General features: G+C 67.6%; 24 protein-coding genes. 3 read left to right on the top strand and 21 right to left on the bottom strand.

Annotated elements, in window-relative coordinates:
- Nucleotide 1: 1 nt before the first annotated feature.
- The 6 genes from purB to IG04_RS0117810 are packed head-to-tail and all read right to left on the bottom strand — an operon-like array spanning nt 2 to nt 4617.
- Nucleotides 2–1420: an adenylosuccinate lyase gene (gene purB, locus IG04_RS0117835; protein ID WP_030477789.1), complete on the bottom strand. Its 1419-nt coding sequence runs from the start codon at nt 1418–1420 to the stop codon at nt 2–4.
- A gap of 25 nt (nt 1421–1445) precedes the next feature.
- Nucleotides 1446–2207, bottom strand: coding sequence for a hypothetical protein (locus IG04_RS0117830; RefSeq protein ID WP_030477788.1), 762 nt, complete (start codon nt 2205–2207; stop codon nt 1446–1448).
- Nucleotides 2204–2737, bottom strand: coding sequence for a SigE family RNA polymerase sigma factor (locus IG04_RS0117825; protein ID WP_030477787.1), 534 nt, complete (start codon nt 2735–2737; stop codon nt 2204–2206). The genes IG04_RS0117830 and IG04_RS0117825 overlap by 4 nt, the downstream gene beginning before the upstream one ends.
- Before the next feature lie 57 nt (nt 2738–2794).
- Complete coding sequence (locus IG04_RS0117820) at nt 2795–3376, bottom strand: TetR/AcrR family transcriptional regulator (protein ID WP_030477786.1); 582 nt, start codon at nt 3374–3376, stop codon at nt 2795–2797.
- Between the two features lie 27 nt (nt 3377–3403).
- Nucleotides 3404–4078 (bottom strand): hypothetical protein, encoded by a 675-nt coding sequence (locus IG04_RS44045; RefSeq protein WP_051770125.1) that lies wholly within the window; start codon nt 4076–4078, stop codon nt 3404–3406.
- A 20-nt stretch (nt 4079–4098) separates the two neighbouring features.
- On the bottom strand, nt 4099–4617 hold the full coding sequence (locus tag IG04_RS0117810; RefSeq protein WP_030477784.1) for a SigE family RNA polymerase sigma factor: 519 nt from the start codon (nt 4615–4617) through the stop codon (nt 4099–4101).
- Nucleotides 4618–4800: 183 nt separating this feature from the next.
- Between IG04_RS0117810 and IG04_RS0117805 the strand changes: the two genes are divergently transcribed.
- Nucleotides 4801–5742 (top strand): threonine aldolase family protein, encoded by a 942-nt coding sequence (locus tag IG04_RS0117805; protein ID WP_051770178.1) that lies wholly within the window; start codon nt 4801–4803, stop codon nt 5740–5742.
- 1 nt (nt 5743) lies between these two features.
- Complete coding sequence (locus IG04_RS0117800; protein ID WP_030477782.1) at nt 5744–6340, top strand: HAD-IA family hydrolase; 597 nt, start codon at nt 5744–5746, stop codon at nt 6338–6340.
- On the opposite strand, the gene IG04_RS0117795 is transcribed toward IG04_RS0117800, so the two are convergent.
- The 10 genes from IG04_RS0117795 to IG04_RS46535 form a co-directional block, all read right to left on the bottom strand.
- A complete protein-coding gene (locus tag IG04_RS0117795) occupies nt 6284–7009 on the bottom strand; it encodes a potassium channel family protein (protein WP_030477781.1) in 726 nt (241 codons plus the stop codon). The genes IG04_RS0117800 and IG04_RS0117795 overlap by 57 nt on opposite strands.
- Before the next feature lie 38 nt (nt 7010–7047).
- Nucleotides 7048–7197 (bottom strand): hypothetical protein, encoded by a 150-nt coding sequence (locus IG04_RS47195; RefSeq protein WP_030465871.1) that lies wholly within the window; start codon nt 7195–7197, stop codon nt 7048–7050.
- A 93-nt stretch (nt 7198–7290) separates the two neighbouring features.
- Complete coding sequence (locus IG04_RS0117785) at nt 7291–8421, bottom strand: pyridoxal phosphate-dependent aminotransferase (RefSeq protein WP_030477780.1); 1131 nt, start codon at nt 8419–8421, stop codon at nt 7291–7293.
- Between the two features lie 294 nt (nt 8422–8715).
- A complete protein-coding gene (locus tag IG04_RS0117780) occupies nt 8716–9873 on the bottom strand; it encodes a transglycosylase SLT domain-containing protein (RefSeq protein WP_051770123.1) in 1158 nt (385 codons plus the stop codon).
- A 1-nt stretch (nt 9874) separates the two neighbouring features.
- Nucleotides 9875–10180 carry a hypothetical protein gene (locus IG04_RS0117775; RefSeq protein WP_030477778.1) on the bottom strand — a complete coding sequence of 102 codons (306 nt, stop codon included), beginning with the start codon at nt 10178–10180 and terminating at the stop codon, nt 9875–9877.
- 135 nt (nt 10181–10315) lie between these two features.
- Nucleotides 10316–11071 (bottom strand): ESX secretion-associated protein EspG, encoded by a 756-nt coding sequence (locus IG04_RS0117770; protein ID WP_030477777.1) that lies wholly within the window; start codon nt 11069–11071, stop codon nt 10316–10318.
- A gap of 5 nt (nt 11072–11076) precedes the next feature.
- Nucleotides 11077–12375 (bottom strand): hypothetical protein, encoded by a 1299-nt coding sequence (locus IG04_RS0117765; protein ID WP_030477776.1) that lies wholly within the window; start codon nt 12373–12375, stop codon nt 11077–11079.
- A 9-nt stretch (nt 12376–12384) separates the two neighbouring features.
- Nucleotides 12385–12975 (bottom strand): DUF3558 domain-containing protein, encoded by a 591-nt coding sequence (locus IG04_RS0117760; protein ID WP_245816332.1) that lies wholly within the window; start codon nt 12973–12975, stop codon nt 12385–12387.
- A 2-nt stretch (nt 12976–12977) separates the two neighbouring features.
- Nucleotides 12978–13436: a hypothetical protein gene (locus IG04_RS0117755; protein WP_030477774.1), complete on the bottom strand. Its 459-nt coding sequence runs from the start codon at nt 13434–13436 to the stop codon at nt 12978–12980.
- 118 nt (nt 13437–13554) lie between these two features.
- A complete protein-coding gene (locus IG04_RS46535) occupies nt 13555–13737 on the bottom strand; it encodes a hypothetical protein (RefSeq protein ID WP_084401513.1) in 183 nt (60 codons plus the stop codon).
- A 294-nt stretch (nt 13738–14031) separates the two neighbouring features.
- Here IG04_RS46535 and IG04_RS0117745 point away from each other — a divergent pair, with 294 nt between their 5' ends.
- The gene (locus IG04_RS0117745; RefSeq protein WP_030477773.1) at nt 14032–14880 is read left to right on the top strand and encodes an AraC family transcriptional regulator; all 849 of its coding nucleotides are present in this window, start codon (nt 14032–14034) and stop codon (nt 14878–14880) included.
- On the opposite strand, the gene IG04_RS0117740 is transcribed toward IG04_RS0117745, so the two are convergent.
- The 5 genes from IG04_RS0117740 to IG04_RS0117720 all read right to left on the bottom strand — a co-directional run bounded on the left by IG04_RS0117740 (nt 14870) and on the right by IG04_RS0117720 (nt 20278).
- Nucleotides 14870–15778 carry an ADP-ribosylglycohydrolase family protein gene (locus tag IG04_RS0117740; protein ID WP_030477772.1) on the bottom strand — a complete coding sequence of 303 codons (909 nt, stop codon included), beginning with the start codon at nt 15776–15778 and terminating at the stop codon, nt 14870–14872. The genes IG04_RS0117745 and IG04_RS0117740 overlap by 11 nt on opposite strands.
- Nucleotides 15775–17031 (bottom strand): phosphoribosylamine--glycine ligase, encoded by a 1257-nt coding sequence (gene purD / locus IG04_RS0117735; protein ID WP_030477771.1) that lies wholly within the window; start codon nt 17029–17031, stop codon nt 15775–15777. The genes IG04_RS0117740 and purD overlap by 4 nt, the downstream gene beginning before the upstream one ends.
- Nucleotides 17032–17047: 16 nt before the next feature.
- Nucleotides 17048–18025 (bottom strand): TAXI family TRAP transporter solute-binding subunit, encoded by a 978-nt coding sequence (locus IG04_RS0117730; protein ID WP_030477770.1) that lies wholly within the window; start codon nt 18023–18025, stop codon nt 17048–17050.
- On the bottom strand, nt 18015–19904 hold the full coding sequence (locus IG04_RS0117725; protein ID WP_051770176.1) for a TRAP transporter permease: 1890 nt from the start codon (nt 19902–19904) through the stop codon (nt 18015–18017). Before IG04_RS0117725 ends, IG04_RS0117730 begins: the two co-directional genes overlap by 11 nt.
- Before the next feature lie 113 nt (nt 19905–20017).
- Nucleotides 20018–20278 carry a UBP-type zinc finger domain-containing protein gene (locus IG04_RS0117720; RefSeq protein ID WP_036015002.1) on the bottom strand — a complete coding sequence of 87 codons (261 nt, stop codon included), beginning with the start codon at nt 20276–20278 and terminating at the stop codon, nt 20018–20020.
- Between the last annotated feature and the right edge of the window lie 4 nt (nt 20279–20282).

The following is a 20282-nucleotide window of genomic DNA, read 5'->3' as shown; positions in this document are numbered from 1 at the left end:
ATCACAGGATCGGCTCCGGCTCGTAGACCGGGTACTTGTCGACGACCGCCGCGACCTGCTCCACGATGGACGCGACCTGCGCCGACGCCACCCCGGTGAACGACAGGCGGTCGGCCAGCAGCGCGTCCAGAGCGGCGCGGTCGAGCGGCAACCGGGAGTCCGCGGCGAGCCGGTCCAGCAGGTCGTTCTGCGCCAGGCCCTGCTCGCGCATCGCCAGCGCGACGGCCACCGCGTTCTCCTTGATGGCCTCGTGCGCGGTCTCGCGACCGACACCCGCGCGCACGGCCGCCATCAGCACCTTCGTGGTGCCGAGGAACGGCAGGTAGCGGTCCAGTTCACGGGCGACGACGGCCGGGTAGGCGCCGAACTCGTCGAGCACCGTCAGGAACGTCTCCAGCAGCCCGTCGAACGCGAAGAACGCGTCCGGCAGCGCGACCCGGCGGACCACCGAGCACGACACGTCGCCCTCGTTCCACTGGTCGCCCGCGAGCTCGCCGACCATCGACAGGTAGCCGCGCAGGATCACCGCGAAGCCGTTCACGCGCTCGCACGAGCGGGTGTTCATCTTGTGCGGCATGGCGCTGGACCCGACCTGGCCGGGCTTGAAGCCCTCGGTGACCAGCTCGTGGCCCGCCATGAGCCTGATCGTCTTCGCCACCGACGACGGTGCCGCGGCGAGCTGCACGAGCGTCGAGACGACGTCGAAGTCGAGGGAGCGCGGGTAGACCTGGCCGACGCTCGTGAGCACGCGCTCGAAGCCGAGGTGGCCCGCGACCGTCTGCTCCAGCTCCTGCAGCTTCTCGGGCGTGCCGAGCAGGTCGAGCATGTCCTGGGCCGTGCCGACCGGGCCCTTGATGCCGCGCAACGGGTAGCGCGCGATCAGTTCGTCGAGGCGGGAGAACGCCACCAGCAGCTCGTCCGCACCCGTCGCGAAGCGCTTGCCCAGCGTCGTGGCCTGCGCGGCCACGTTGTGCGAACGGCCTGCCATCACGAGGTCGGAGTGCTCGGCCGCGAGGCGCGCGAGCCGGCCGAGGACGGCGGCGACCTTGGACCGGATCAGCTCCAGCGACCGCAGCACCTGCAGCTGCTCGACGTTCTCGGTCAGGTCGCGCGAGGTCATCCCCTTGTGGACCTGCTCGTGGCCCGCGAGCGCGTTGAACTCCTCGATGCGCGCCTTCACGTCGTGCCGGGTGACGCGCTCGCGCGCCGCGATCGACTCCAGGTCGACCTGCTCCAGCACGCGCTCGTAGTCCGCGACCGCCGTGGCCGGCACGTCGATGCCCGCAGCGGCCTGGGCCCGCAGGACCGCGAGCCACAACTGGCGCTCCAGCACGATCTTGTGCTCGGCCGACCAGAGCGTCGCTAGCGACGTGGAGGCGTACCGACCTGCGAGGACGTTGGCGATGCGGGGCTTCGTCACGCCCTCAGATTAGTGCACACGGGACTCACTCCCAGGCGACGCCCGGGTCCGTGACCAGCTGTGTGAGCACTCCCACGCCCACCGGTACCGTCTCCCGCTGCCCGTTGCCGTTCGACGGGTTGAACGCGTAGGCGGTGATCTCCACCACGAGCCCGCTGTCGAACTTGCGCGCGACGCCCGCCTGCTGGACCTGCGTGGTCCCGTGGAGGAACTCGGTCGCGTGGACGACGGACCCGTCCGGCGCCTTGACGTCCTGGCACAGGGTCGCACCGGAGCAGAAGTTGTCCTTGGAGAACGAGCCGGTGTAGACCGTCACGCGCAGCGCGGTCGGTCCGATCTGATCGCTCAGGTACAGGTAGCCGGAATAGTCCCGTTCGCCGTCCCGCCACCGCGGCGCCGCCGTCTGGTACGGCGGGTAGGCAGGGGTCCGGCCGGGGTTGAACGACGCGTAGAGCTCCTTGAAGTTCGTCATCTGGACCCCGAGTCGCTCCACCAGCTTGTCACCGACGCGCTGGGCCCTCTTCTCGGACGACTCGGCCGGCACCTGCGGCGCCGAGCTCGTCCGGGTGTCGGCGCCGAGCTGGGTGTCCCGGTCGCGCGGCAGCAGGCCGGGCAGCGAGAACGACGCCACGGCGATCACCGCCGTAGCCACGCCCACAGCGACCAGCGCTCGTCGACGACTTTTTTTCTGCTCGACCCGCCTGATCAGGGTGTCGGGGTCGAAGTCGAGCGGCGGCTCGTCCCAGACGGCCAGCAGCATTCCCTCGCGGATCTCCTGCTCACTCACGACGCGACCCTCCCCGAACTGCTGTCGAGCTTCTCCACGATGGTGCGCAGCGTCGCGAGACCACGCGCCGTCTGGCTCTTGACCGTTCCCTCGGTGCACCCCATGGCCACGGCCACCTCGGCGACCGGCAGGTCTTCGAAATAACGCAGCACGAGCACCGCCCGTTGACGCGGCGGCACCTGCAGCAGCGCGGTGTGCACCAGCTCACGTGCCCACAGCTTGGCGCTGGTCGTGTCCGGGTCCACGGTGGCGTCCGCGGCGTCGGGCAGTTCCCCGTCGCGCTGCTCGGCTCGGCGCCACGGCCTGCGCTTCTCGTCCAGCCAGGTGCGCAGCAGCACCTTGCGGGCGTAGGCGATCAGGTTGTCCAGGTCCTTGATGCGCTTCCACGCCAGGTACATCTTCATGAGGCTCGACTGCATCAGGTCTTCCGCTGTGTGCCAGTCGCCACAGAAGAGGTACGCAGTACGTCGCAAAGACGCGGCATTGGCTGCCGCGAATTCGCGAAAGCCCTGTTCGTCGGCCTTGCGCATGCGTTCCCCTCTCGCGTCCTCAACCAGGGGAACGCATCGGAGGAACGCGGGGTTGCATCACGCGTGACGCGAAAGAGCCGAACGGAGCATCCTGGCCGCCACGCCACGCGGATCCGACTTGAGCTCGATGAACGAGTTGACCACCGAACCGTCGACCAGGGCGATCAGCTCCTCGACCCGGTCGCCGCCGACCTCGCGGCCCGAGCGGGCGACGACGTCGGCGACGAGCCCGCGCAGTTCGGTCGACAGCACGCGCATCAACGGCCGCAGGTACGGGCGGCGGCCGGTCGCGACGAGGCGTTCGTAGCGCAGCAGCACGGCCTCCATGTCGGTCGCGTCCTCGCCGACGAGCAGGTCGAGCATGAACTCGACGAGCATGTCGTCGGTCATCTGTTCCGGGATCGACGAGAGCCGTTGCCGGAAGCTCGCGAGCTCGCTGCGGCCGTGGAACTCGACGGCCGCGGTGATCAGCTCGTCCAGCGAGTCGAAGTAGTACGTGGTCGACGCGAGCGGCAGACCTGCGCGTTCGGCGACCGCGCGGTGCCTGACCGCGTCGAAGCCGCCCTCCGAGAACAGGCCGGACGCGGCCTCCACGAGCGCCTGCCGCCTGCGCTCACCCTTGGGAGTTGCTGCCGTCATAGTCGAGCCAGGGTACTGGGCGAACGATCAGAACTTCGGGGCCAGTGCGTCCGCGAAACGCTTGGCCTGCCCTTTCAGCTCGCCGTCGCCCTGGGTGAACACGTAGAGGTCCTGCCCCTTGGCGGTCTTCGCCTTCTCCGCCCCGGCGGGCGCCTCGAACGACTGCGGCGTGACGATCGCGGTGATCGTCAGCCCGTCGATCTTGAACGCGGCCGAGCGGGAGTCGGGCGAGCAGGTCTGCGCCGGCGGCAGCGCGCCGTCCGGTGGAACCGAAAGCTCGACGGCGAGGGCGTCGGCGAGCTCTCGGTCCACACCTGCACAGCCCTGCACTGCGCTTTCACTGGCCGAAAGACCAGTGCTTCCCGGCAGCGACCCGTCCCCCTGCGTGGACTTGCCTTCACCGGAGAAGTTCGTGGGCGGTTGCGCCTCTTGAAGAGTCATCGGGGATTCTGCCGCGTTGTCCTGCTTCTGCCCAGAACCCGCGGTGTTCGAATTACTCGTGTCCTGGCCTACCCAGCCGTTGGCGGCGAAAACCCCACCGAACCCGAGCACGACGACCAGGGTGGTGCCGGCGGCGATCGAGTTGCGCCGGCGCAGCGTGGCGCGGCGCGAGGCCTGACGGACGTCGCCCGCGTCGAAGGACGCCGGTGGTGCGTCGTGTGCGGCGTCGCGGAACAGGTCCGCGAGCTTCTTCTCGTCCATCTACGTCCTCCTCTCGCTGGTCACGACGCCGGTCGCAGGTCGTCGATGGCGTCACCCAGAGCTTCCCGCAGTGCGGTGAGGCCCCGGGCGGTCTGACTCTTCACAGTTCCTTCCGAGCACTTCAGCGCCTCGGCCGTGGCCGTGACGTCGAGGCCCTCGAGGAACCTCAGCACGAGCACCGCCCGTTGCCTGGGCGGAACTCTGCGCAGACCCTTGAGCAACGCTTCGCGCGTCGCGACGGTTTCACCGATCTCGTTGTCCGTCGTCGGCGACTCCGGCATCTCGTCGGTGAACTTCTCGCGCCGCCACGGACGGCGTGACTCGTCGATCACCGCGCGCACGACGGTACGTCGGACGTAGGCGTCGAGGGCCTGCTTGTCCCGGATCTTCCGCCACCTCCTGTGCACCGCCACGAAGGCCGTCTGCGCAAAGTCGTCAGCGCGGTGCCAGTCGCCGCACAGCAGGTATGCCGTTCGGCGCACAGCCTCACGGCGAGCCACGAAGTACTCCGCGAACTCCTGCTCGTCGCGCTGATCCACGCGGACTGCTCTCCGCTCGTTCCTCGAGTTGCACTGACTGGACGGAAACTGAGGCACCAACGGTTGCACGAACCACCGGCGAGAGCTACATCACCCCCTCGGTCGTTCACCTGATGTGATCTGATCGAGGCTGTGACCCCCATTGACCTGCGCTCGGACACCGTCACCCAGCCCGACGAGGCCATGCGCCGCGCGATGGCGGCAGCCGAAGTCGGCGACGACGTGCTGGACCACGACCCGACCATGGCCGCTCTGGAGGAGCGGGTCGCCGGGTTGCTCGGTGTCGAGGCCGCGCTCTGGGTTCCCTCCGGTTCCATGGGCAACCTCATCGCCCTGTTCCTGCATCTGCGGCGCGGTGACCGGTTCCTGGCTCCGCTGGGCGCGCACGTGCTGGACGCCGAACTCGGCACCGCCGCATGGCTGGCCGGTGGGATGCCGCACGCGCTTGCTTCGCTGACTCCCGAGACGGTGGTTGCCGCCGGTGGTGGTGAGTCTCCGTACTACGGGCTGCGCACCACGTTGTTGTGTCTGGAGAACACGCACAACGCTGCTGGCGGCACGGTGACTTCCGTCGACGAGCACGCTGCTCTGGTCGCCGCCGCTCGCTCGATCGGGCTGGCGGTGCACCTCGACGGCGCGCGGCTGTGGAACGCGTCCGTCGCTCTCGGGGTGCCGCTGACCTCGCTGACGGCCGGGGCCGACACCGTTCAGGTGTGCCTGTCGAAGGGGCTCGGCGCGCCGGTCGGATCGGTGGTGGCCGGCTCCGCGTCGTTCGTCGTGGAGGCTCGTCGCGTCCGGAAGATGCTGGGTGGCGGAGTGCGGCAGGGCGGAGTGCTCGCGGCCGCGGGTCTAGTGGCTCTCGACCGGATCGACCACCTGGAAGCCGATCATTCCAATGCCAATGGATTGGCTTCCGGGTTGAGGGCGCTGGGCTGGGAGGTGGACGAGCCCGCCACGAACATCGTGCTGGCGTCGGTGCCCGACCTGGAGAAGACGCTGTTGTCCTTGCGTGACGTCGGGGTCTTCGCCAGTCCCATGTCGGGCAAGGTTCGGTTCGTGACGCACGGCGACGTGGACTCGTCCGACATCGCCGAGGTGCTTCGCCGCCTGCGAGAGGACATCTGAGATGCGCTGGATCGTGTTCGACTTCGGCGAGGTCATCAGCCAGCGGAACCCGGCGCGGCCCGCCATGGCGGCGAAGCTCGGGGTGACGCTGGAGGTTTTCGAGACCGCATACTGGGACCGTGACGCCTACGACCGCGGCGGATCGGACGCCGACTACTGGGCGCGGATCGCTTCCTCGCTCGGACTGAGCCTCGACGACGCTCTGGTCCGCGAACTGACCGCCATGGACAACGCGGGCTGGCTCGACGACCCGGTGGTGGAGACCGTCGTGCTGATCGAGGACCTGGCGTCTCTCGGCGTGCCGCTGGCGTTGCTGTCGAACGCGCCCTCGACGTTCGGACGGCTGGCCGAGAAGGTGCCGTGGGCCAAGCACTTCCGGCACCTGATCTTCTCGGGTGACCTCGGCTGTGCGAAGCCGGACGCGGCGATCTGGAAGCACACGTCGTCCGTGATCGGTTCATCGGACGTGATCTTCTTCGACGACCGCGCGTCCAATGTGGAGGGTGCACTGGCCGCGGGCTGGGACGCGCGACTGTGGACGTCAGCCTCCGCTGCGCGTGCCGAGCTCCTTGCGGAGCTCGGCGATCTCCGCCCGTAGGTTCCGGAGTTCCTGCGCGGTCTCGAGCTCGGCTTCCTCGACGCCGCGCAGTTTCTCCACGAGCCAGCTGGCGATCGTGCCGGTGATGACACCGAGCAACGCGATGCCACCCACCATCAACAACCCGGCGACGAGCCGCCCCTCACCCGTGACGGGGTAGCGGTCGCCGTACCCGACCGTCGACATGGTGGTCATCGTCCACCACAGCGCGTCGCCGAACGTGGTGATGCTGGCGTTCTCCGCGTGCCTTTCCGCGTCCAGCACCGCGAGGCTCGCACAGAACACGACGATCACCGTCACGCCCGCGACGTAAATGCTGACGCGTTGCCTGATCTTGTGCTCGAACTTCTTGTTCAACAACGTGATGACCGTGATGAGCCGGAGCACCCTGAGCTGCCGAACCATCGGCAGGACCACTGCCGCAAGATCAAAAATATGTGTTCTCAGGAACTTCAACTTGTTCTGCGCCAGCGTCATCCTGGTGGCGAAATCGGCCGCGAACACAGCCCAGACCAGCCACAACACGATCTCCAGGACGAAGTGCATCGCCCCGTGATCATCGAAAACCTGCCACGCGTAGGCGGCCAGGAACACCACGGCGAGTGCCGTCAACGGCCACTCGACCTTTCGTTCCCACCGCTCGAGGCGCGCCTCGTTGGCTAACAACACCGCCTCATGGTGAGTGGTCCGTTCGCATTAATCCAGTGTCATCGCCTGGATTTGATCGCACCGTAAGCCGCCGTGCCTGCGAGGAGTAGTCCCCCAATCACAGCGAGCCAGAAAAGGCCTTTCACCACGGCCCCGACGACGGCCAGCACGATCCAGATCGCCACCAGCCACCCGATGATCGCCCACATAGGACCTCCCGTTCCTCCTCCTGTGAACGTCCGGCCGCCCGGATTTGTTGCTCTTGGTTCGGGCTCGTCGGGTCAGCTCATGATTTTCCTGGATCAGAGCCAGGCCTTCAACCGGCGCAGGGCTTCCTCGATGTCCTGCGTGGCGCCCGCGAACGACATCCGCACGAAGTGATGCCCGTCCACGGGGTCGAAGTCGATCCCGGGCACGATCGCGACCCCGGTCTCGTCGAGCAGCTTCTTGCAGAACCCCATCGAGTCGTCCGTCAGATGCCGCACGTCCGCGTACACGTAGAACGCCCCGTCGGCCGGCGCGAGCTTGTCGATGCCGAGGTCCGTGAGCCCTTCGACCAGCAGGTCGCGGTTCACCCTGTACCGCTTGAGGTGCTCGGCCGTCTCCGCGTACGAGTCCTCGTGGAAGGCCTCGACCGCCGCGTACTGCGCGAGCGCGGGCGGGCACAACGTGAAGTTGCCCGTCAGGCAGTCCACGGCCCGGCGCAACCGCTCCGGCAGCAACATCCACCCGAGCCGCCACCCGGTCATCGCGAACGCCTTGGAGAACGAGTTGACGACGATCGCGTCCCTGCTGGTTTCCCAGGCACACTTCAAAGGCTCGCCATAGCTGATCCCGTGATAGATCTCGTCGCTGATCAGCTGAACCCCGTTGGCCGCGCACCACGCCGCAATCGGCTCGACGTCGGCCACGGTCCCGGTCGGGTTGGCCGGGCTGGCCACGATCACGCCCTTGAGCCCGGGATCGAGCATCTCGACCGTCGGCTGGAACCGCGTCTCCGGCCCGCACGGCAACTCGACGACCTCGCACCCCAACGCCTTGAGGATGTTGCGGTAAGCCGGGTAACCCGGCCGTGCCAGGGCCACCCGGTCGCCCGCGTCGAAGGCCGCCAGGAACGCGAGCGTGAAGGCCCCGGACGACCCCGTGGTCACCACCACGTCGTCCGCCGACACGTCGAGGTCGTACTGCCGCTTGTAGTGCCCGGCGATGGCCTTGCGCAGCTCCGGAATCCCGAGCTGCTCGGTGTAGCCCAGCGCGTGCTCGTCCAGAGCCCGCGCGGCGGCCTCCCGCACCTGGCGCGGCGCGGGGCTCGACGGCTGGCCGGCGGCCAGGGAGATCACGTCACCGTGCGTCCGTTGCCTCCGCGCGGCGGCGGACAGCACGTCCATGACGTGGAAGGGTGGGACGTCGGCGCGGGCAGCCACGGTCAGCATGCCGTCAGGCTAACTGCCCACTACCTCGCCTCACCCCTGTCCGTTCTGCACCTCACCTCTGTCCGTTCGCTCACCCCTGGCTGGTTCGCGACTCACCTCCGGTTTCAACGCCCCTCGGCGCAGCACCTTCGGTCGCAACCCCCGCGCTTCCGCAATATGCGGGCGCAGATAACAGTGTTTCAGGACATTGACTACCCGTGTGGGTGTGGATAACTGAAATCCGGCATATCTGCGTCACGAGATACCTGACGAAGAAGTGCCGGATTCCGGACAAAGCTCACTCGATCGAGCGGGCTAATACCCTTGGTAACCGCCGCCCTGCGACATCGCCTTCAGGCCTGGGTGGCCTTCGAAGCCGCCGTAGCGCGAGAACGTGTAGCGAACGCCGGCGATGATGTTGTCCACCGGATTCCAGATGTCGCCGTGGCCGGGCAGCTTGTGCGCGTTGAACGTCGAGTCGATGCACTGCATCAGGCCCTTGGAGGGCGTTCCCGCCTGGGCGTTGGAATCCCAGAGGTTGATCGCGTGCGGGTTGCCGCTCGACTCCTTCTCGATGATCTTCCAGATCTCGTCGATGTTCTCTTCGGTGACCGGAATGCCGTTGGCCTGGAGGATCTTGATGGCCTCGCGGATCCACTCCTCGACGTTGCCGGGAGGCGGGCTGCCGGAGGGCGGGCCGCCGCTGGAGCCGAGGCCGCCCTCACCTCCGCCGCCTCCTCCACCACCGGAGGCGCCGCCACCTCCGCCACCTCCACCGCCGCCACCGTTGTTCGACGGCGTCGCGGGCGCGGGTTTCGGGTCCGATGTGGACGAAGCCTTGGTCGAGTCGTCCGGCGGTGGGGTCGGGGCCCAGTCGACGGGCTTGCCGGGGGCCGGGGTGAAGGACTGGGTGTTCGGGTCCTCCAGCGACGAGAACTTCGGGGTCAGTGCGCCGGGGCGGGACTTCAGGGTGCCGGCGGCGGCGTTCACCGCGGTTTCTGCTTGGGAGACAACCGGCCGGGCGTCGCCGGCGGCCTCGGCGCAGTAGCCGCGGATCACGCTGTCGACGTCCTCTTGCGAATGGTTGTGGAGTTGCCGGCGCGTTTGGCGGGCGCGGCTCAGGAGGTTCTCGCAGATGCGGCTCATCGAGGTCTTCGCGGTTTCCAGCGCGTTCGCGGCCACCTCCAGGTCGGTCGCGGCGTTGTTCAGCGCTTCGGCCATCGAGGTGCCGCACTTCGTGACGTTGACCATGTAGGCGACGAAACCGTCGGCGGACTTGCCTTCCCAGGCGCCGTCGAGCTGCGTGACGGACCGCTGCAGGACGTTCGTATGGTCGCCGCACTTGCCCGCGGCCTGCTTCCAGCGGTTCGCGATGTCGCGCACGGCCTGGGGTTGCGCGGTCTCGATCTTGTCCGCGAGTGCGGCCAGTTCCGCGCCGCCGGGCAGCGCCGCGACCTCGTCCATCGCGCTCATGTCAGACCGCCTTCAAGGAGTTCTTGTTGGCTTCCTCGACGTCCGCGACGCTGGTCTGGATCGCGTCCAGCGCACCCTCGGCCTTGCGCAGCACCTTTTCGGCCGCCTCGAACTCCTGAGTGCCTACCTGGTCCATTGCGGACACCGCAGCGGAGATCGCACCGGACGAGCCGAGTTTTCCGAAAATGTCCGGATTGCCGTACTGACCGGAAAGGCCGTCACCGATCGCGCCGAATTGTCCGGCCTGACTGCTCACGGTCGTTCGGCACTGTTCCATGGCTTCAGTGTTGAACTTCGTCGCAGCCATGCGCGCCCTACCCCCTCAACGTCTGCTCACCGACTTTAGAACGAATCGCGCCGGCCAGTGCGCCGATTCGCTCTTTCGAGACGACGATGCCCGCCCGTCGAGTTCGACGGGCGGGCACGTACGAGGGTTCCGTGATCAGACTTCCTGCAAAAGCTCCCAGATCACCCCGGCGAGCCGATGATTGTCGACCGGCGTGATGGTGCACCACTTGCGGCCGTCACTGCTCGGCTTGAGCTGACGCAGATACCGACCGTTGTGCGTGTCGTGGAACGAAACGACACGGTCCGCACGCCGTCCGTTGCGCTGCACACCGAACTGCCCGCGCGTGGACATGCCGTCGAGCATGCCGGCGAGCTCCTGCGCGTCACCGAGCCGCATTCCCCGCCGCTCCAGCGAGGTGATCATCGCCTGCGCGTCGAGCCCGACGTTCTTGGCGGCGGCCACCAGCTCGTCGTAGGGCATGCTGGTCGACCGCCCGAAGCCGGCAGGCATCTCCCCGGCGACCGACACCGCGGCCTCGGCGAGCGCCGTACCGCGGGCCTCGATCAACCACATCTCGTCGCGATCCTGCACCGCCAGGATCGCCTCGTCCCCGATCGCCGCCGCGAGTCCACTGATCTGCCGGTCGGCCCAGATCCACAGGTCGATCGACACCTGGTGGTTCGCCAGCAACGCGAACCCGTCGGCGAGCTCGGGCACGACCCGCCCGTTGCGGGCGAGACCGCGCGCCTCCAGCGACTCCCAGGCCCGCTTCACCACCTCGGACTTCTCGGTGTGAGTGATGGAGGGAATCCGCGTGTCGAGCGCGACGTGCGCGGCCGGGAGGCGTTGCGCCTCCCAGACCACGGCGAACTCCACTGTGGACAGAACCACAGAACCTGGTGAGCTCAAGGGATCTACTTGTCCTTCGGGTCTTCGCCGATGACGGACTGAACCACCATGCGGTCATCACCGAACATCTCGTCGGAGTCGACGCCGTACTTGCGCACGTGCTCGCCGTCCTCCTCGCCCTCACCCCTGGCAGCACTGGCAGCAGGCGACATGAGCGAACCGGCACCCTTACCGGCCACACCACCCTTACCGGCGGCCGCAGCACCTCCGCGTCCGGCCTCGGGCCCGACGCCACTGGCACCACCGGGCGTCATGGCGCCACCGGGCCCCTTGCCGGCCGCGCCGGTTCCGCCGGCACCAGCACCACCGGCGCCGGCTCCAGCCCCGCCACCACCGGCCTTGGTGCCGCCGATCGTGCTGGGCGCACCCTTCGGTCCGGTGGGCGCGATCGGCGTCTTGGGAGCCTGGCTCGGACCGCGTCCGCCACCGACGACCTGCGCTCCACGCGCGTTGGCCGTGCCGCCGGCGAGACCGGCGGCCGCGGCTGTCGCGGCGGCGATGCCGATCGAGGGAGTGCCGAACGGCTTGGGCAGGCCGGGGCCTGCGGCGAGCGGGTTGGGCGTGCCGGTGCCGGGCATGACGCCGGTGACGTTGCCGGGCGTGCTCGGGATGGGGGCGCCTGGAACGCCGGGCGTGCCGGGGCTGCCGGGCGAGCCGGTGAAGGCGGGGCCACCGGTGACGCCGGGAGGGCCGCCCGTGGGCACGCCGACCTGCGGTCCGACGGGCGTGGCGACAGCACCACTGGCCACGACGATGTCCGGCGGCGTGTTGGGCGCGCGGAAGCCGTCGAGGGAGTTCTGGCTGCCGGAGACGTAGCCGTTCAGGCTGTCGATGGCCTGCTGGCGAGCCTTGTTGGTCGCCTCGACCTCTTTCGCGTGGTCGGTTTCGACGCCGAAGAAGCCTCCGACCTTGTCACCGAAGTTCTTCTCGGTGTCCCCGCGCAGGTCCTGCGACGGGGGCGTGCTGTGACGAGCCTGACTGGTGCTCTCACCCTGCTGCGTCATCGCGTGAGAGCTCTCGCTCGACGCCTGGGTGCTGTCGTCGAGCCCAGCGGCGACAACATCCGTCTTCTCGTGGCTCTTCTCGCCAGCCGCGCCGCCCCACTCGATCTTGAGTGTCTTGAGCTGGTCCCGGATCGTCTTGTCCACCGACTCCAGGGTGTTGGCCAACTCGCGCAGCGCTGCGGAGGCTTCGCCGAACTTCGAAGCGACCGTGGTGCCCGAGAGCTTCTGGACCTCGTCCGCGAGATCTTGGTTGGACCAACCGTCGAAGTTCCAGTCAGTGAGCTGCCGATAACCCGACATGGCTCCCCCTCACTTCAATGTCTTGAGCGTCGCAAGCGCGAGACCAGCAGCCTTCTCGGCCTTTCCGCAGAGCACGGACTGGTCCTTCTCACCCGTCGTTGTCGGGATGTAGCTGATCATCAACTGCTGGCCGTCTGCGACGTCGACCGCAATGGAACAGTCAAAGCCGCTACCACCTGACAGTTCGATCTTCACCGCACCGAAATCAGCGACCTTGGTCACAGTGGTCGTGATATTTCCCCCACCCAGGAGCCAGTAATCAACACCCTTGTGCGTCACCACGCCAACCGTGTAGGTGAAACGACCACCTGGGGAGTAATGACAGCTGGGCGAGTTCGCACCGTCAACCAGTTCAAGACTTTCCGGCCTGCTTGCGAGCGTGTCGATCTGTTTCATCTGGTCAGCAGTCAACAGCTTGCAGGGGTCCACTGCGCTCACCGGGAGGCTCTCCGGACGCTCAGGCAGCTTGCTCGCAGAGTCATTCCCGGACGAACCGCTCGTCGACGGCGCGGGGGTGGGATTTCCCTTTTCGCCGGAACTGGTGCAGGCCGACAGAGCCGCCACGAATGCCACCATGGCAGCCAGCTTGGAAGTACGCATCTTCACGCTATCGGCCTGAACGTCGTCTTGATCTCTTCGTCAGTGAAGCCGTACTGCTGAGCCGAGGCCTTCAGCTGGTCGGAAAGGCCTTCGAGAACCTTCATGTAGGCCTGAATCCGGTTGGCGTACGAGTCGTCGCTGAACACCAGCCGATCGTTCCAAGCGGTGACGACATCGGACGTGACTTTTCCGTCTGTCGTGACGATGCGCAGCTTGTACGCGGTGCGGGCATACGCCTCGTTGAGGATCAGCATCTGATCATGGACGACCTTGCCCGCCTGCATGACGGTGTCCTTCTCGACGTGGAACTTCTGGGTCCCTCCACCCGCCACGCTCTCCGAGATTCTGTCCATCACCGACGATGCAGCCTTGAAGGCGCTGACCGCACCGGCCATCACGCCGCCGGCCAACCCCGCAGCGGCACCGAGAACGGCATCCGCCCCCGCGTTCTCCTGTGTCACGACGTCCTACCCCCGTACGTTCGGTAACGGTTCGGTCCCACTTCGCAGGCTACCAACGCCCACGTAAGACGCACCTGTGATTGGACGAAGACCACCCGGAGATGGTTCCCCTGGGCGTTCAGAGGTCATAGTCACCGTCCTTGGCGCCGGCGACGAACACCGCCCACTCCTCATGGGTAGTCCACTCTGAGCTCCTGGTGGCCCCGCCAAAGTGCTCCGTGCTGTCGTTCAGGCCTGCCTCCTCGCGGCCGATCCTGGCCTGCTCGCGCATGCGCCGGAGCGACGCAACAGCCCTCGCCACTTCCGCGCTTCTCGTAGTACCGCACGGCCGGGAACTCGGAGACCTGGATCAGCTTCGACACGTAGGTGTTCACGAGCAGGTACCGGCAATCGGGAACACCGTTCCACGGGTCTACCGGGGATACGCCGCGCTCGCCCTCAGTCAGTCCGAACTGAGCCAACTGTTCCGCAGCCACGATCCGTTTCAAGATCAACAGGCGAACGAAGAGCGGCACCTTCCGCCACCCGCTCGAAGCGATCGAATAGGGCACAGCTAGTCGGGTGAGAACCCGGGACGACCAATAGCGTTGTACACGTGCTGGAACGACTCAACGAGGCCATGGCCCGCATCGAGGACGACCTCGAAGGCGAGGTCGACGTCAAGGTGCTCGCACGCATCGCAGGTACCAGTGAGTACCACCTGCGCCGGATGTTCAGTGCGCTGGCGGGGATTCCGCTCAGCGAGTACGTCCGACGCAGGCGGCTCACCAAGGCGGCGAACGAGGTCCTCAGTGGACAGACGTCGTTGCTCGACATCGCCGTCAAGTGGGGCTATGGGTCCAACGAGGCCTTTGCGCGGGCCTTCAAGGCCATGCACAAGATCGGGCCTCAGGAGGCTCGGGCCAGCAAGAAAGCGTTGCAGTCGCAGCAGATTCTCACGTTCAGGCTGGTTGTGGAGGGGAGTACGAGCATGGAGTACCGGGTTGTCGAGAAGGACGCGTTCCGGGTCGTCGGACGGGGGACGCGGGTGCCGTTGGTGCACTTGGGGATGAACCCCGCGATCGTCGAGTTCGTGAAGGGTATCGGGATGCCGACGCTCGACCGGATGAAACAGCTCAGTGACGGGGAACCCGCTGGGATGTTGGCGCTCACCTTCAACCAGGAAGGGGTCGAGGAAGGCGACATGCTCGACTACTTCCAGGGGGTGATGACGAGCCAGGAGGCGCCGGAGGACATGGAAACCCTTGAGGTGCCGAAGAACACGTGGGCGGTGTTCACGGCTAGTGGGCCGTATCCCGAGACGATTCAGTACATGTGGCGGGACGTCTACACGCAGTGGTTCCCGTCCAACAGCTACGAGAGTGTTGAGGGGCCGTCGATGTTGCGCACGCAGATCAACGGTGATCAGGCCACGGCCGAGTTGTGGATTCCTGTCACCAGCTGAGGACGAGGCGTTCCATCTCGTCTCGTAGTTCCAGAACGGCGAGCCACGCGTCGGGGATCACGTCTACGCCGTCGCGGGCGCCGAGGATGTTGCCGCAGATCGAGCCCGTCGAGTCGCTGTCGCCCGAGTGGTTCACGGCGATTCGGACGGCGTCGGCGAAGTCCGTACCGACGAGGGCGGCGTGCAGGCCTATGGCCAGGGCTTCTTCGCCTACCCAGCCGCCGCCGAGTTCGGACTCGATCTCCTCCGGGGTCAACGGGCCCAGGCTCATCACCTTGTCCAGCAACGAGGTCTGTTCCTCGTGGCCTTCCCAGCGGACTAGTTCGGCGCGTGCCACGGCTACCGCCGAGACCAGGTCCGATCCTGCCAGCAGGGCTTGGACGATCACTGCCAAAGCGCCTGCGGACAGGTAGCCGCTCGGGTGGTGGTGGGTCATGCGGGCGGTGTCCGCGGCCAGCGAGAAGACCTCGCGGACGTCTGGTGACCAGACTGCGACGGGGGCGGCGCGCATCACTCCGCCGCAGCCCTTCGAGTTGTTCTTCTCGTTGTGCTTCAACGCGGTGATGCACGTGTGGCCCGGCGCCCGCCTTGAGTGCAGGCGCTGGTCCGCCATCAGCCAGCCGTCGGAGGCGACCGGTGGGCCGCCCTGCGTGTGCAGCCAGCGCCCGTAGGCGGCCCGCACGGTCAGCCTCGGGTCGACGCCGTGTTGCCGGGCCAGCAGGAGGCCTTCGAGGGTGAAGAGCACCATCTGGGTGTCGTCGGTGATCTCCAGCGACGGCAGGTCGACGACACCCGACGGGCCGTGGAGGTGGCGGATCGTGTCGATCGACGAGAACTCGATCGGCGCGCCCAGGCCATCTCCCACGGCCCCGCCCAGCACACAGCCGAGAAGGCTCACGGCAGGGTGATCTTCCCGTCGATGGCCTTCGACGCGATGTCGGAACGGTGGTGCGAGCCGGTGAGGTGGATGTCCGCGATGCGCTTGTAGGCGCGCTCGCGGGCCTTCGCCAGCGACTTGCCGGTGCCCACCACGGACAGGACGCGGCCGCCTGCGGAGACCACGGCGCCGTCCTCACGGCGGCGCGTGCCGGCGTGCAGGACGCCGTCGGCCTCGGAGCCGGTGATCACGTCGCCGGTGCGCGGGCGGTTCGGGTAGCCCTCGGCCGCAACCACGACGGTCACGGCGTAGCCGTTCTCCCACTCCAGAGCGGGCAACGAAGCCAGCGAACCTTCGGCCGCCGCCAGGAACAGGGCCGAGATCGGCGACTTCAGCAGCGCGAGCACCGACTGCGTCTCCGGGTCGCCGAAGCGGCAGTTGAACTCGATCACCTGCACGCCGGACGACGTCAGCGCCAGGCCCGCGTAGAGCAGGCCGACGAACGGCGTCTCCCGAGCGCGCAGCTCGTCGACCACGGGCTGTACGCACCGCGACACGATCTCGGACACCAGGCCCTCCGGCGCCCACGGCAGGGGCGCGTAGGCACCCATGCCGCCGGTGTTCGGGCCGGCGTCGCCGTCGCCCACGCGCTTGAAGTCCTGCGCCGGGATCAGCGGCACCACGGTCTCGCCGTCGGTGACGCAGAACAGCGACACCTCCGGACCGTCCAGGAACGACTCCAGCAGCACCGGGTGGCCGCCGTCGAGCAACGTCATGGCGTGCGCACGGGCCGCGGCCAGGTCTGCGGTGACGACGACGCCCTTGCCGGCGGCGAGACCGTCGTCCTTCACGACCCACGTCGGCCCGAAACGCCCGAGAGCGGCGTCCAGCCGGGCCGGGTTGTCCACGACCTCGCTGTGCGCGGTCGGGACCCCCGCCGCGTTCATGACGTCCTTCGCGAACGCCTTCGAACCCTCGATCCGGGCGGCGGCCTTCGAAGGACCGAAGCACGGGATTCCGAGAGCGCGGACCGCGTCAGCGGCCCCGACCACAAGAGGTTGTTCGGGGCCGATGACGACTAGATCGGCCTTCCACTCCTTCGCGAGGCCGGCGACGGCCGAGGCATCGGCGACGTCGACGCCGTAGATCTCGGCGTGCCCGCCTATGCCTGCGTTGCCCGGCGCGCACGCCAAAGCAGTCAGCTGCGGGTCGCGCGACAACGCGAGGACAAGGGCATGCTCACGGGCTCCAGACCCGATGACCAGGACGCGCACGAGGGCCCAGCGTAGTTCAGCCGAGCGCCTGCTTCGCCCCAGGGTGCAGCGGGACGGGGTCGGAGGCCGCGGCCTTGTCCTTCGAGATGTCCTTCACGGCCGGATGCACCTTCTCCAGGTCAGCCTTCTTGTCGAAGATCAGCTTGGTGACGGCGCACGCGTTGTTGGCCGCGAAGTCCTCACGGACGAGCAGCAGGTTCGGCACCACGATCGTGGAAACCTCGGCCACCCCGTAGGTCGCCGCCGGGATCGGCGCGGTGTCGTACACCGGGCTGATCTTCTTCATCTCCGGCAGCAGCGGGGCGAGATCGATGAACTTCACCTTGTCCCTGAGGGACGTCGTGATGTCCGTGATCTGCGGCGTCGGCAACCCGCCCGACCAGATCAGGCCGTCGATGCTGCCGTCCTTCATGCCGTCCGCGGTCTTGGTCAGGTCGAGCCGCTGCGCCTGGACGTCCGAGTCGATGTTGAGACCCGCGGACTTCAGCAGCCGTCCGGCGATCACCTCGGTGCCGGACTTCGGCGAGCCGGTCGAGATCCGCTTGCCCTTCATGTCCGCGATCGAGTTGATCCCGGAATCGGCCCGGACGAGCACCTGCGTGTAGTTCGGGTAGATCCGCGTCAGCGCCGCGATCTTCTCCTTCTTGCCGTTGAACGCCCCGGTGCCGTTGACGGCGTCCGCGGCGGTGTCGGCCAGCGAGAACGCGATGTCGTAGGTGCCGGCGACGAGCTGCTGGATGTTCTGCACCGACGCGCCGGTCTCGGCGGACGACGCCTTGAGCTTCGAGTTGTCGGAGATCAGCTTCGCGAGACCGCCGCCGACCACGAAGTACACGCCACCGGAGTTGCCGGTCGCGATCGTGATCCGGCCGTCGGACGCCTCGCAGGACGCACCGCCACCCGAAGCATCCGGCGTGGTGGGTGTGCGTTTGCCGCCACACCCGGAAACCACGAGCGCCAAAGCGATCGCACCGATCGCGTACTTACGCAGCATCACGAACCCTCCCACGGGTCACCAGGTGTACCGCCACGGCCACCACGAGGAATCCGGCCCCGATGGCGATCGTCAACGGCTGCAGATAGAGCAGGAACAACGCGGCCGGCACGCACAGAATCCGTTCCGGCCAGCGCGCGGGACCGAACAGCCAGCCGCCCGTCAGCACGGCGAGTGCGGCCACCCCCAGCGCGGACGCTCCGAACGCCCACACCGAGTCCAGCAACGGCCCGCGCAGCAGCAGAGCGGCGCCGGCGTCGGTCAGCACGAACGCCAGCGGCACGAGGAACGCGGGCAGCGTGTACTTCCACGTCTGCCACATCGTCTTCATCACGTCGCCGCCGGTCAGCGCCGCGGCAGCCACGGCAGCGAGCGCGGTCGGCGGTGTCACTTCGGACAGCACCGCGTAGTAGAAGATGAACATCGCGGTCTCGGCCGGCTCGACGCCCAGGGTGATCAACGCCGGTCCGATGACGACCCACGAGATGATGAACGACGCCGTCACCGGCACGGCCAGTCCGAGCACCGACACCGCCACGGCCGCGAGCACCGCCGTGAGCATCAGCACCACGACGGGCTCGGAGGTCAACAGCGAAGCGAGGTCCACCAACGACCCCGCAAGCGCTTGCCCCAGCCCGGTCTTGGTGATCGTCGAGGTCACGACACCGGCCGCTGCACACACCGCGATCACCGGGAACGCCGAGCGCACGCCGATGGACAACGCGTCCGCGATCAACCGCAACCAGTCACGCCGGTGGTTGATCAACGCGAACAGCGCGGCCACTCCCGTCGCGTACACGACGGCCTTGTAGACCGGGATGTCCAGCGCGAGGAACACGATGATGATCCCGAGCGACAGGAAGTGGTACCAGCCGAGCTTGAGCACGTCCCAGAAGCGGGGCGCGTCCACGTCGACCGGCCGGGCACCGAACCGCCGCGCGTCGGCCTCGACGGCCAGCGCGATGCCCAGGTAGTAGAGCAGCGTCGGGATGATCGCCCAGATCAGTACCTCCAGGTACGAGACCTGCAGGTACTCGGCGATGATGAACGCCGCCGCGCCCAGCGTGGGCGGCGACAGGATCGCGCCGATTCCGGACGCCGCGAGCAGCCCGCCCGCGTTCTCCTTGGGGTAGCCGGCCTTCTGCAGCATCGGCCACGTCACGGCACCCAACGACACCGTGGTCGCCGTACCGGAACCTGACACGGTGCCCAGCAGGAAGCCCGCGGTCGCCGCCGTGCGTCCGGGAGCGGTCCGCGACTTGCGGAAAGCGGCGAAGCTGATGTCCACGAAGAACTTGCCCGCGCCGGAAGCGTTCAGCACGGCGCCGTAGATCGTGAACAGCACGATGTAGGTCGCCGCGACGTCCAGCGGCGTGCCGTAGAACCCGCTGGCGTCGTTGAAGAAGCCGTTGATGATCTGCGGGAAGTCGACGCCGGAGTGCGAGATCGCCCACGCCGGCGGCAGGAACCCGCCGTAGTAGGCGTAGGCGATGAACGCGAGGCACACCACCGGAAGCACCCAGCCGGTCGTGCGCCGGCACGCCTCCAGGATCAGCACCAGCAGCACCGCGCCCGCGATGACGTCGAGCGTCGAGAGCTGGCCCTGCCTGTTCAGGAACTCGTCGAAGCCCCCGAACAGCGGATAGGCGCCGACCACGAACGCCAGCGCGGCCAGCACCCAGTCCCACCAGGGCGGCGTGTGCCCGCGGCCGTACGCGAGGAACACCAGCGGCAGCGTCACCGCCAGGAACATGATCAGGTAGTACTGACTTCCCTTGGCGAACGGGAAGAAGACCTGCTTGAGCACCAGGAGGGCGATCAGCAGGCCGGCGATCCACAGCGCCTGCTCCCACCTGGGTGAGAGCGAACGCGACGGCATCTCCTCGTCGTGCTCCGCGACGATGCGGGCGAGGTCCGGGTTGGCCACGGACCGACCGTACTGTGGGGGCGATCACAGCGGCAGACGATCAATCCAAAGGGAGTGCAAAGACTTCAGACGATGGCACTGTCCACATAGCACCAGCGCCAGTCCTCGCCCGGCTCGAACGAGCGCATGACCGGATGCTGGGACGCTCCGAAGTGCGCGGTCGCGTGCCTGTGGGGACTCGAGTCGCAGCACGCCACGTGTCCGCAGGACAGGCACATCCGCAGGTGGGCCCAGTTGTGCTCACCCAGAGCGAGGCAGTCGACACAGCCCTCGGCCGACTCCGGCGCCACCGACCGGGGCAGCGCTCCTACGTGCGAACAGGTCATGGCT

Source organism: Lentzea albidocapillata (genome assembly GCF_000719115.1).
In the GTDB taxonomy this organism is placed as follows: domain Bacteria; phylum Actinomycetota; class Actinomycetes; order Mycobacteriales; family Pseudonocardiaceae; genus Lentzea; species Lentzea albidocapillata.
This window is presented reverse-complemented; position numbering and strand designations above follow the sequence as displayed.